Origin of the sequence: Polynucleobacter sp. HIN9 (genome assembly GCF_030297635.1) — a bacterium.
Lineage (GTDB): Bacteria > Pseudomonadota > Gammaproteobacteria > Burkholderiales > Burkholderiaceae > Polynucleobacter.
Genome location: NZ_AP028140.1, coordinates 463,366 through 475,376, shown reverse-complemented (window position 1 = coordinate 475,376; position 12,011 = coordinate 463,366). Strand labels below are relative to the sequence as shown.

General features: G+C 46.9%; 12 protein-coding genes and 2 tRNA genes. 2 read left to right on the top strand and 12 right to left on the bottom strand.

What is annotated here, in order from left to right:
• Positions 1-47: 47 nt before the first annotated feature.
• The 4 genes from QUE62_RS02485 to uvrC all read right to left on the bottom strand — a co-directional run bounded on the left by QUE62_RS02485 (position 48) and on the right by uvrC (position 2,815).
• Positions 48-121: transfer RNA gene (locus tag QUE62_RS02485), tRNA-Cys, on the bottom strand.
• A 72-nt stretch (positions 122-193) separates the two neighbouring features.
• Positions 194-269, bottom strand: a tRNA-Gly gene (locus QUE62_RS02480).
• Between the two features lie 65 nt (positions 270-334).
• Entirely contained in the window at positions 335-904 is a 570-nt protein-coding gene (gene pgsA, locus QUE62_RS02475) for a CDP-diacylglycerol--glycerol-3-phosphate 3-phosphatidyltransferase (protein ID WP_286224253.1), read from the bottom strand.
• 30 nt (positions 905-934) lie between these two features.
• Entirely contained in the window at positions 935-2,815 is a 1,881-nt protein-coding gene (gene uvrC, locus QUE62_RS02470; RefSeq protein ID WP_286262078.1) for an excinuclease ABC subunit UvrC, read from the bottom strand.
• Between uvrC and earP the strand changes: the two genes are divergently transcribed.
• Both earP and efp read left to right on the top strand, forming a co-directional pair.
• The gene (earP, locus tag QUE62_RS02465) at positions 2,814-3,857 is read left to right on the top strand and encodes an elongation factor P maturation arginine rhamnosyltransferase EarP (RefSeq protein ID WP_286262075.1); all 1,044 of its coding nucleotides are present in this window, start codon (positions 2,814-2,816) and stop codon (positions 3,855-3,857) included. The genes uvrC and earP overlap by 2 nt on opposite strands.
• A gap of 79 nt (positions 3,858-3,936) precedes the next feature.
• A complete protein-coding gene (efp, locus tag QUE62_RS02460) occupies positions 3,937-4,497 on the top strand; it encodes an elongation factor P (protein ID WP_286224250.1) in 561 nt (186 codons plus the stop codon).
• Here efp and nagZ read toward each other — a convergent pair.
• Genes nagZ through lepA form a run of 8 tightly spaced genes read right to left on the bottom strand, consistent with a single transcriptional unit; the run spans position 4,494 to position 11,862 of the window.
• Positions 4,494-5,570 carry a beta-N-acetylhexosaminidase gene (nagZ, locus tag QUE62_RS02455; RefSeq protein WP_286262074.1) on the bottom strand — a complete coding sequence of 359 codons (1,077 nt, stop codon included), beginning with the start codon at positions 5,568-5,570 and terminating at the stop codon, positions 4,494-4,496. The genes efp and nagZ overlap by 4 nt on opposite strands.
• Positions 5,571-5,574: 4 nt before the next feature.
• A complete protein-coding gene (gene acpS, locus QUE62_RS02450) occupies positions 5,575-6,009 on the bottom strand; it encodes a holo-ACP synthase (RefSeq protein WP_108508008.1) in 435 nt (144 codons plus the stop codon).
• Positions 6,009-6,755, bottom strand: a complete 747-nt coding sequence (pdxJ, locus tag QUE62_RS02445; RefSeq protein WP_286262072.1) for a pyridoxine 5'-phosphate synthase — start codon at positions 6,753-6,755, stop codon at positions 6,009-6,011. Before pdxJ ends, acpS begins: the two co-directional genes overlap by 1 nt.
• An 8-nt stretch (positions 6,756-6,763) precedes the next feature.
• Entirely contained in the window at positions 6,764-7,498 is a 735-nt protein-coding gene (gene recO / locus QUE62_RS02440; RefSeq protein ID WP_286262070.1) for a DNA repair protein RecO, read from the bottom strand.
• Entirely contained in the window at positions 7,499-8,419 is a 921-nt protein-coding gene (era, locus tag QUE62_RS02435; RefSeq protein ID WP_458574829.1) for a GTPase Era, read from the bottom strand.
• Between the two features lie 43 nt (positions 8,420-8,462).
• Positions 8,463-9,254, bottom strand: coding sequence for a ribonuclease III (rnc, locus tag QUE62_RS02430; protein WP_286225791.1), 792 nt, complete (start codon positions 9,252-9,254; stop codon positions 8,463-8,465).
• Positions 9,254-10,057, bottom strand: coding sequence for a signal peptidase I (lepB, locus tag QUE62_RS02425; protein WP_286262067.1), 804 nt, complete (start codon positions 10,055-10,057; stop codon positions 9,254-9,256). Before lepB ends, rnc begins: the two co-directional genes overlap by 1 nt.
• Positions 10,054-11,862, bottom strand: coding sequence for a translation elongation factor 4 (gene lepA / locus QUE62_RS02420; RefSeq protein WP_286224711.1), 1,809 nt, complete (start codon positions 11,860-11,862; stop codon positions 10,054-10,056). Before lepA ends, lepB begins: the two co-directional genes overlap by 4 nt.
• Positions 11,863-12,011 lie beyond the last annotated feature (149 nt).

The following is a 12,011-nucleotide window of genomic DNA, read 5'->3' as shown; positions in this document are numbered from 1 at the left end:
ACAGTCTCTATTTTAGGGCAGAGGGTTAATTCGTCAATGATTATGGGTGGAGGCGCGTGAGGGAATCGAACCCCCGTACGAAGCTTTGCAGGCTCCTGCCTAACCACTCGGCCAACGCGCCCTAATTGGTTTGGAATCCACCAAACAACAACTCAAACAAAATGGGAAGCTTTTGGGGCTTCCCATCAATGAATGGAGCGGGAAACGAGGCTCGAACTCGCGACCTCAACCTTGGCAAGGTTGCGCTCTACCAACTGAGCTATTCCCGCATTACAGGATCGACAGTTTAGCAAAGATTCAGGGATGGGGTCCTAATTAGCAAAATTTCCTAGTTTTACGGCTTATTGGTTAATTGCGGTAAAGCCTTTTGTAGATAGTAAAACATGGACCAAAGCGTGAGAAAAGCTGCAATCCAAATCAGCCAAGTCCCCAAAAGAGAGCTATGGATACCCAAAATTTGCCCATTAAAGAGCAAGAAGGGAATGGCAATTAATTGGGCAGTCGTTTTTAATTTACCGACCATATGGACGGCAACGCTGCGTGACGCACCAACTTGCGCCATCCACTCACGCAGAGCAGAAATTGTGATCTCACGGCCAATAATGACTAATGCGACCCAGGCCTGCACCCGATCTAAATTGAGCAATACCAGCAAAGCAGCAGCCACAATTAATTTATCTGCTACAGGATCTAAAAACTGACCAAAGGCCGACTCTTGGTTCATCCGTCTTGCTAAGAATCCATCTAACCAATCCGTAATGGCGGCAAATACAAAAAGGCCTGTTGAAACGATATTTTTTTCGGGCAGTGACAACCAATCATTGGGTAAATAGAAAATCCCCACCAATAATGGAATGGCTGCTACACGCAGCCAGGTCAAGGCGATGGGTAAATTAAATGGCATTTTTGGAGAATAAACGATTTAATTGATCGATTAATGAAGCTGGCGGTATATCTGCTCAGCGAGAGTTTGAGAAATTCCCTCCACGCTCGCTAACTCTTCAACGGTTGCATTTGCAACCCCCCGCAACCCACCAAAGCGCGCTAATAGTTTTTGTCGACGCTTGGCCCCAATGCCCTCCATCTCTTCAAGCCTAGAAACAGTCCTTGACTTAGCACGCTTGGCACGCATCCCGGTAATTGCAAAACGATGCGCTTCATCCCGAATCTGTGCAATCAACATGAGCGCCTGGCTATCCGAACCCAATCGGATGGGCTCCCGCTCATCAGCAAAGATCAGCGTTTCTAGACCAACCTTACGGTCCTCTCCTTTGGCAACACCAACAATTAGCCCAATATCAATACCGAGCTCACTAAAGACCTTCCTGGCTACTTCTACCTGACCCTTACCGCCATCAATGAGAACGAGTTGTGGCGCTTTGTCGGCTGGGATTTCCTGAAAATTTGCATAGCGGCGTTGTAATACTTGCTGCATCGCTGCGTAATCATCTCCGGCTGTAATGCCAGTAATGTTAAAGCGTCGATACTCACTGGGTTGGAGTTCATTTTTGGCAAAGACTACGCAAGATGCTTGAGTAGCTTCACCAGATGTGTGACTAATATCAAAGCACTCAATGCGTAATTGATCAAGCTGCTCCAAATCGATACCAAGTGCATCTGTAAGTGCTCGAACCCGAGCCAGTTGTCCGCCCGCTTCTGCAATGCGCCGCAGCAAGGCAATCTTGGCATTCCCCTCGGCCATCGCTAACCAATGCTTGCGCTGACCCTGTGGCTGGAACAAAAACGAAATGGGTCGTGCCGAGCGCTCCGTCAGTGCTTGACAGATCGCTTGCGCACGTTCGCCCTTGAATGGTACGTTCGTAATCATGACAGGGGGTGTGATCACGGCTAGGTCAGAAGATGAATCGGTCGATAAATAGTGTTGCTGAATAAATGTTTCAAGAATGATCTGGAGATCAATCGGCTCATCTTCGGATGACTTTAGACCCTTGGAAAAATAGGCACGATCCCCCAAATGACGGCCGCCACGAACCATCGCTAAATTGACACAAATTTGGCCATCGATTTCGGCAGCCGCCAAAATATCAACATCGCCCTCCCCTTCGGCCGCCACATCCATAGACTGCTGCTGAAGAACATTGGATAAGTCAGCAATACGATCACGAATTACAGCAGCCATCTCAAACTCCATAGCAGCACTATAGTTTTCCATCTCACGCTCTAGTTCAGCCAAAACAACTTGGTGGTTACCTTCCAAGAATCGCAGGGCTTGACCAACATCTTGAGAATATTGCTCCTTGGTCAACTTACCCACGCATGGTGCACTACAGCGATGAATTTGATGCAAGAGACAGGGGCGACTTCGATTACGAAAAATCGTATCCTCACAGGTTCGCAAACGAAATACTTTTTGCAAAATTTGCACACTATTACGAACTGCCCAAGAGTTCGGGAAGGGGCCAAAGTAACGATTGCGTCGATCAATCTTGCCGCGATAGGAGGCTAAACGAGGGTAATCATGCCCTGTGAGCATCAGGTAAGGATAGGATTTGTCATCTCTAAAAAGAATATTGAACGGTGGGCTGTATTCTTTAATCAGATTATTTTCAAGAATCAAGGCCTCCGTTTCGGTGCGAGTAATCGTGATTTCGAAACGGATAATGCGCTTGACCATTCGCTCAATTCGAGGGGAGTGGTTATTCTTTTGAAAATAACTCGAGACCCGCCGTTTGAGATCCTTGGCTTTGCCAACATATAAGATATGGCCTGACTCATCAAAAAAACGATAGACGCCTGGTAGCCCAGGAAGTCCCTTTAAATCAATTCGTAAGGATTCAGGAAGTAAATTAGTCATGCGTTGGGATATTTTCTGCCAAATTATCGATAACTATGGCGATGCGGGTATTTGCTGGCGTCTAGCACGATCACTGGCAACTCAATACGATCAAAATATACGCCTATTTTGCGATGATTTGCATACCCTACAACTCATCATGATGGAACAATCCCATCTTAAGGGTATTGAGGTTCTTCCCTGGGAAACCAGTTATCAAAATGCCCGGCATCCGCCAGAGCTTCCCGATGTTGTAATCCAAGCGTTTTCATGTGAGCTACCCACCCGCTATCTCAATAGCATTTTGGTCGCCCCCCAAAAGCCGATTCTGATTCATCTCGAGTACTTAAGTGCAGAGCCATGGGTTGCGGACTTTCATGGCAAACCATCCCCTAATACGCATGGCTTACAAAAGTATTTCTTCTTTCCAGGATTTCAAGCCAATACTGGAGGCCTATTGCTTGATCCCCTTCCAAAAAATGATCAAGAGGATTGCCCCAAGAGCCTAAAGACAATCTGGCAACAGTCTCGGGCCGATTCAAAAAAACTGAGTATTTTTTCGTATCCCGGGGCGCCAATTAAAGAATGGCTCGTAAACCTTAATCAACTGAGAGAGCCCTTTGATATTTTTTTAGCATTTGGTAATGCGCAACTGCTCAATCTACAACAACACCATTGGCCAAATTTAAATCTGATCTCGATGCCGTTTATTCCACAAGATGATTATGACTGGCTCTTGGCACACTGTGATTTCAACATTGTGCGCGGGGAAGATTCCTTTATTCGGGCGCAGTTAGCAGGCAAGCCCTTTATTTGGAATATCTATCCTCAAGACGACGGCGCGCATCACACCAAGCTCAACGCTTTTTTAGATCTCTACCTTGAGGGTGTCGATCCACGACTGCAAAACCTCATTACAGATGCAATGAATTGGCGGGGGGCTCAAAACTGGTGGGACCAACTACCGATGTGGTTAGAGCATGCCAAACACTGGCAAAGAGCCATAATTGATCGCCAATCCGATGGCGGCTTAGCGGGCAGATTAGTTCGGTTTGTCAGTTAAATCATTAACCAGTTAAAATACTAGGTTTGAATCAGTTGGCCCCAATAGGAGCCAATATCCGTAAATATCAGGAAATATTATGAAAATCGCTCAAGAACTCCGCGTGGGTAATGTTGTCATGATTAATGGTGACCCCATGGTGGTCCAGAAACACGAATACAGCCGCTCTGGCCGCAACTCGGCTGTAGTCAAAATGAAGTACAAGAACCTATTAACAGCGGCGCCAAATGAGGGTGTTTACAAAGCGGACGATAAATTCGATGTTGTGATTCTTGAGAAGAAGGATTGCACCTACTCCTATTTTGCAGACCCAATGTACACTTTTATGGACGGCGACTACAACCAATATGAGGTCGAGAAAGACAATATGGGTGATTCACTCAATTACCTCGAAGAAGGGATGGCGGTTGAGGTTGTTTTTTATGACGGCCGAGCCATCTCAGTGGAATTACCCACCACAGTAGTTCGCGAAATTACCTATACCGAACCCGCTGTTAAAGGGGATACCAGCTCCGGTAAGGTTCTCAAAAGCGCCAAAATTGCAACCGGCTTTGAGATTCAAGTTCCCTTGTTCTGCAATACTGGGGACAAGATTGAAATCGATACCCGTACCGGCGAATATCGTAGTCGCGCTAACTAATGAGTAAGGCCAAGGGTTTTTAATAAATCCTTGGCATGCAGATACTCATCGTTTTTATGCAACTCATCCCAGGACTGAGATTCACCCTTCGGAAATAATTTCTTGAGTTGCGTTGCAGACTCTGTGAATTTCTTTGGAGAAACGCTTAGTTCATTGAGTAAGCGATCAGCAAGATCGGGGCGATTACAAATCAGTACCGCGTCACATCCTGCCTTGAGTGCTAATTGAGCACCCTGCACCACATCACCAGCAACACTGGCCCCCTCCATGGAGAGGTCGTCACTAAAAATCACTCCACCAAACTTTAGCTTTTTACGTAAGATGGTTTGCAACCAAATACTAGAAAAGCCAGCGGGTAATGCATCAACCTTTGGATAAATCACATGAGCGGGCATCACCGAGGCAAGACTGATATCAAGCCACTCATACGGCTTCATATCATCACTCTCAATTAATTTTAGTGAGCGTTCGTCTTGGGGAATAGCAATATGAGAGTCTGCCTCAGCCCATCCATGTCCCGGGAAGTGCTTACCGCAATTAGCCATATCACCTAAGCGGAGTCCCTCATTCAAGCTTTTTGCTAGAACATACACAATTTCTGGGTTGCGATGAAATGAGCGATCGCCAATCACACCACTGCGGGCATAATCCAAGTCCAAAACGGGCGTGAAACTAAAGTCAACTCCACACGCTCTTAGCTCGGTTGCAAGCACGTAGCCGCATGCGGTTGCTGCCTTCATCGCGGAAATTGCAGAGCTTGCCCCAACTCCATTGCGCATCCATAGATCACCCAGGCGGCGCATAGCAGGAAGATGCGTAAACCCATCCGTTTTACAACGTTGTACTCGACCTCCCTCATGATCAATGCATATCAGAATGTCAGAGCGGACTTGCTTGATTGATTTAGTGAGTGCAGTTAATTGTTTACGAGATTGGAAGTTCCGCCCGAATAAAATTACGCCTCCCGTCAAGGGATTTTTTATGCGTCGGATATCGTGTTGGTTTAAGGTAAGCCCCTCAACATCCAAAATAATGGGGCCTGGGTTATAAGTCGATTTTTTTTGGGTTGCCACGGTCTCATCCAAGATAGTTTTGTGGATCAAAGCTGGTAACAATGGGTGTGCCGTAACTGACAACCACAAATGCCATCACCATTTCTTGCTCGTCAGTCACTGTCACATGCGCATGCCATTGTTTATCTTCCATAAACTGCAACAGAGCCCCAGAATATTTTGTATAAGGCTTACCACTGGGCTCATTGAGTGTTTGCAAAGATCGCCAACTCATTGGCATGTGCATACCCAAGCCAATTGCTTTTGAAAATGCCTCCTTAGCTGCAAAACGGGTAGCCAAGTAGGCCATTCCCCGCTTGTGATTACGGCTAAGTCGCTGTTGAAACACCTGATACTCCTCATCCCCCAAAACCCGCTTGGCTAAGCGACCTTGGGTGCGCTCATAAGCCGACTGCAGTCGACCCATCTGTAAGAGATCAGTGCCAATCCCGACAATCATTACGAACGCGCCTCATTCATGAGCCTGCGCATATCCCGAATCGCATTGGGAAGACCCTTAAAAATAGCCTCTGCAATGATCGCATGCCCAATATTCAGCTCGCTAATTTCAGGGATTTTGGCGATGGGCTGAACATTTTGCTCATTCAAACCGTGCCCGGCATTGACTCGAAAACCTAAACTCTTTGCATAGCGTGCAGCCTCTGTAATTCGCTGCAGCTCAAATGATTGATGCTCTATTTGAGCATCTGCATAGGCTCCAGTGTGTAACTCAATTACATGTGCTCCAAGCTCCTTAGCGACATCAATTTGGCGAGGGTCTGGATCAATAAAGAGTGATACCCGAATACCAGCAGCCTGTAGTTGTTTGGTAGCAGAATGGACTTGATCCTGATGAGTGATCACATCGAGCCCGCCTTCGGTAGTAATTTCGGTCCGCTTCTCAGGGACCAAGCACACATCCTGCGGCTTAACCTGAATCGCAATGCCCAGCATCTCCGTTGTAATTGCACATTCCAAGTTCATACGGGTTCGGATCAAGGGTCGAAGCGCAAATAAATCGGCATCTTTGATATGACGCCGATCCTCACGTAAATGCAAGGTGATCAAATCAGCGCCTGCTGCTTCGGCAATTTGTGCCGCCATGAGTGGATCGGGATAGGATGTCCCGCGAGCATTACGCAGGGTTGCAACGTGATCGATATTGATTCCGAGCTCTAGTGGGGCCATACCGAATATTAAAGCCATAGTCCCACTTAGATCTTTTTTAGATCAATCAAGATTTGACGAGTGGTCAAAGCCTGATCTTGCAAGTGAATTCCCAAGAGGAAACGCATTAATTGTTTGCTCTGGCTTAGGGTCTCTGATCCCGAAAAGTCTCCCTGCGCCATGGCTCGCAGTGCCGACCCCTCAAGTACCGGCCAATGACTGGGGTCATCGGGTTGCCATGGACGGATCCCCTTCTCGGGCTGATAGACATATCGCTCGCCATCAATTGGTTGCGAGCGGGTCTCCACACAATGATCAAGAGCTGCAGCATATCCAGTCTCTCGCAAAAGGGCCAGCTCAAATGGTCTTAAGGTTTGCTCGATCGATGGTCCGGCGGACTCGATTTGTGAGAGCGCATAAACTGTCTCGGCATAATGATCGTAGAGCGACTCGTAGGCATCTTCTCTAGCCAAAAACTTCACCAGCAACTCATTGAGATAGAAACCACACAAAAGTGCATCTCCAACCAAAGCCGGAGAACCTCCGACCCATTCTGATTTAGTGAGAGTTCTCAGTTCTGATTTACCACTCCACGAGATAAGAAGTGGCTGAAAGCGCTGCAGAACTGGTCGTAAGCTCGAATGAGGGCGCTTCGCACCTTTAGCGATTAATGCCAGTCGTCCGTGCGAACGGGTAAATACATCCAGAATTAAGCTTGTCTCTTTATAGGGAATACTGTGCAGTACAAATCCCGGCTCATCCAGAACACGAGTTCCTGCCATTTATTCTAAACCCTGAGCACGTAGTTCAGCAAGGTCATCCGCCCAACCCCGCTTCACCTTCACCCAAGTCTCCAAGAAAACTTTGCTATCAAACAATGCTTCCATGTCTAAACGAGCTTCGGTCGAGATCTTTTTTAGCCGCTCACCTTTCTGGCCAATGATCATTGCCTTATGACTGTCACGATCTACCAGAATGGTTGCAGCAATACGTCGCATTTTGCCATCTAGCTTGAACTGGTCTATCACCACAGAGCTTGAGTACGGCAACTCATCACCGGTATAACGAAACACCTTCTCGCGCAAGATCTCAGCAGCCATAAAGCGTTCGCTACGATCCGTCAGAGTGTCCGGTTCGTATCGCGCCTCGCCCTCCGGCAAATACTCTGCAATTAAATCCAATAAGCGTTCAATATCATCCTTGTTCTTACCACTCATTGGAATCACTTCAGCAAAAGTTTGCTCAGGACTTGCAATTGTTTGCGCTTCACAACCCTTGGTTTGCTCGGCAATTGCCCCCCATGGCTGTGCCATTTTTTTCATGAACTCAAAAAGTTCCAGATCACGAGCGTCGGAATTATCAAAACGCGACGCAAATAAATCCAGCTTATTTGCAACTAATAGTACCGGCTTGTCATTTGGTAATAAACGCAAAACGTTAACATCATCGGCACCCCAGCAACCCGCCTCCACAATGAAAAAGATAACATCAACGTCGTGCAAAGTGCTGGTCACGGTTCGATTGAGGGTTTGATTAAGGGTATTCATGACGCGCGTCTGAAAGCCCGGAGTATCGATAAAGATAAACTGCGCGTGCTCACGCGTTTGCACCCCCGCAATTCGGTAACGGGTAGTTTGCGCTTTGCGCGATGTGATGCTAATTTTTTGACCTACAAGTGCATTTAATAAGGTGGATTTGCCCATATTGGGCCTGCCCACTAATGCGATCGTACCGCACCTAAACACTTCAATCCTTTAACTTAAGAGGTAACTGCCCTTTAACCGGATCGGCTTTGGCAGCTTTCTTTTTTGCAGCACGAGTCTTCTTGGGCTTACGCGACTCTTGTGGCAAGGCTTTTTGTACAGCAACCAAAGCAATTTTTGCAGCGCCCTGTTCTGCAGCACGCCGCGATGCCCCTTCCCCTTTTACGCTCACTTTAAGATTTGGAACAATGCACTCGACCTCAAACTGCTGATTGTGAGCGGCGCCAGTCGTAGCCACCACGTTATATGTAGGTAGAGGTAGCTGAAAGCCCTGTAGATACTCTTGTAACAAGGTTTTATCGTCCTTACCTAAGGTTTTGGGATCCACGTTTTGCAAGATGGTGGAGTAAAGTTTACGTAGACTTGCCTTTGCCGCCTCGAATCCTCCATCAATAAAAATTGCCCCCGCAATGGCTTCAAGTGTATCGGCTAGGATTGAAGGCCTACGAAATCCACCGCTTTTTAACTCCCCTTCTCCAAGCTTGAGATAGTCCGATAGCATCAAGGCTTGAGCAATTTCATACAGCGCTTGTTGCTTTACCAAGTTGGCTCGTACCCGTGATAGATCGCCCTCATCAAGATCGGCATAACGCTCATACAAAATCTCAGCAACTACACAGTTCAATACAGAGTCTCCCAGAAACTCGAGGCGCTCATTATTCTTTTTACTATGACTGCGATGGGTTAAAGCTTGAGTTAATAAATCAGGCTTTTTAAATTGATATGCCAAGCGATCCTGCAGTGGGCCAAGATCGAGTGTTGCCCGGGCATTCATTACTGAAAGCTTCCAATTCGGCCAAGTGAACCCATGTTCAGCCAAATGAAAAAGGCGCGACCAACTAAGTTTTGATCGGGTACAAATCCCCAGAACCGCGAATCCAGACTATTGTCGCGGTTATCACCCATCACAAAATAATGGCCAGCTGGCACCTTACAGCGCAGTGCAGTTCCTTGATATTGGCAGTTCTCCGATCCAGGGAAGTTCTCGCCTTGGTAGATCGTGCTGCGATCGGGATCATTCAAAATCTCATGGACATTGCCACCAAGATCGGCTGGAAAGCTCTCTTGGTAGAGCTTGGCATACCGCATGCTCTCAGGATCAAGGTAAGGAGCTCCACCGGCGTATTGAAGTGGCTTCCCGTTAACAGTGACCTTTTTATCCTCGTAGAGGATGTCATCACCAGGAATCGCAATCACGCGTTTAATGTAATCAACCGACTGATCTTTGGGATAACGAAAGACAACCACATCACCCCGTTTTGGGGTACCGATATCAATAATTTTCTGATTGATTACTGGCAACCGAATGCCATAGGTGTATTTATTGACGACAATGAAATCTCCAATCTGCAGGGTTGGAATCATCGATCCGGATGGAATCTTAAATGGCTCAATCAAAAATGAGCGCAGAATGAATACCGCCAAAATAACCGGGAAAAAACTTGCCGAATACTCCAACCAAAGTGGCATCCGCTCAATTCCAACAGCTTTGCGTTGTGGGGCAAAGTAGAGTTTATCGGCAACCCATGCGATACCCGTGATGATGGCCAAGATGAATAAGATAAGGGCAAAGTTCATTTTTCTTCCACCTGAAGGATGGCCAAAAATGCTTCTTGCGGAATTTCAACATTACCCACTTGTTTCATGCGCTTCTTGCCCTCCTTTTGCTTCTCGAGCAACTTACGCTTGCGAGTAATATCACCACCATAGCACTTCGCCAATACATTCTTACGTAAAGCCTTGACGTTTTCTCTGGCAATGATATTGCTACCAATTGCCGCTTGAATTGCGACATCAAACATTTGTCTAGGAATAATGCCGCGCATCTTAGCAACCACCTCGCGACCGCGTGACTGGCTATTACTTCGATGCACAATAATGGATAGGGCATCAACTCGATCCCCATTAATTAGGATATCGACCTTTACTACATCAGCTGGCCGATACTCTTTGAACTCGTAATCCATCGAGGCATAACCCCGTGAGACGGATTTCAGGCGATCAAAGAAATCCAACACGATTTCTGCCATTGGTAACTCATAAGTGAGCTGTACTTGACGCCCTAAATAGGTCATATTGGTTTGAATGCCCCGCTTACCAGTACATAAGGTAATGACCGAGCCAACATATTCTTGGGGCATATACAGATTGACTGTCACAATCGGTTCTAAGATTGTCTCGATCTTGCTAGGGTCAGGCATTTTGGAAGGGTTATCCACCACAACCTTCGTGCCATCACGCTGCTCCACCTGATAAACAACCGTTGGCGCGGTTGTAATCAAACTCATATCAAACTGCCGCTCTAAACGCTCTTGCACAATTTCCATATGCAATAAACCTAAGAAACCGCACCGAAATCCAAACCCTAAGGCTTGAGAGACCTCCGGATCAAACTGCAAGGATGCATCGTTTAATTTGAGCTTTTCCAAAGACTCACGCAATGCATCGTATTGATTGGCTTCTACTGGATATAAACCTGCAAATACCTGTGGCTTAACCTCTTTAAATCCAGGCAGCGGCTGTGGCGCAGGGGTACGACCCTGTTGACCGGATGCATGGGTCACGGTATCACCCACCTTGGCAGCCTTTAACTCTTTAATGCCAGCAATAATGAATCCGACCTCGCCTGCACTGAGCTGGGGACGAGTCACTGACTTCGGAGTAAAAACACCAAGCTGTTCGACCAAATGAGTGGATCCAGTAGCCATCAAGGTAATTTTGTCTTTTGGTTTTAGGGTGCCGTTCACCACTCGGACCAACATGACTACACCCACATAGTTATCAAACCATGAATCAATAATTAAGGCTTGCAGAGGTAATGTGGCATCACCCTTTGGTGGCGGGACGCGCCGAATCATTTCTTCTAAAACATCAGCAACACCAAGTCCTGTTTTGGCAGAACAGGTAATAGCATCGGTTGCATCAATACCGATCACGTCCTCAATCTCTTTCTTAGCTGATTCAGGATCTGCAGATGGTAAATCGATCTTATTGAGGATTGGAATGACCTCTACACCCAGTTCAGTAGCGGTGTAGCAGTTAGCCACCGTTTGCGCTTCAACTCCTTGGCTGGCATCGACAACCAACAATGCCCCTTCACAGGCAGAAAGAGAGCGACTGACCTCATAAGAGAAATCGACGTGCCCTGGGGTATCAATCAAATTAAGGTTGTAGGTTTTCCCATCTTTTGCCTTGTACGTTAGGGCAGCGGTTTGGGCCTTAATCGTAATGCCTCGCTCGCGCTCAATGTCCATGGAGTCGAGAACCTGCTCCTCCATTTCACGGTCGGAAAGACCGCCGCACAGCTGAATAATACGATCGGCTAAGGTTGACTTACCATGGTCAATATGGGCAATGATGGAGAAATTACGGATGTGATCCATTGGCGCTGTTCGATAGAGGTCTTGATAAAACGCCTTGTCGCAACGCAACACAATGATGCGCTGCAATAAGATGTCTTTTCCCTATTGTACTGGGAGCAGAAAAATCAGCGCTTTTCTCCACCCCCAAAAGAAATAACCCAAGAAAAAGG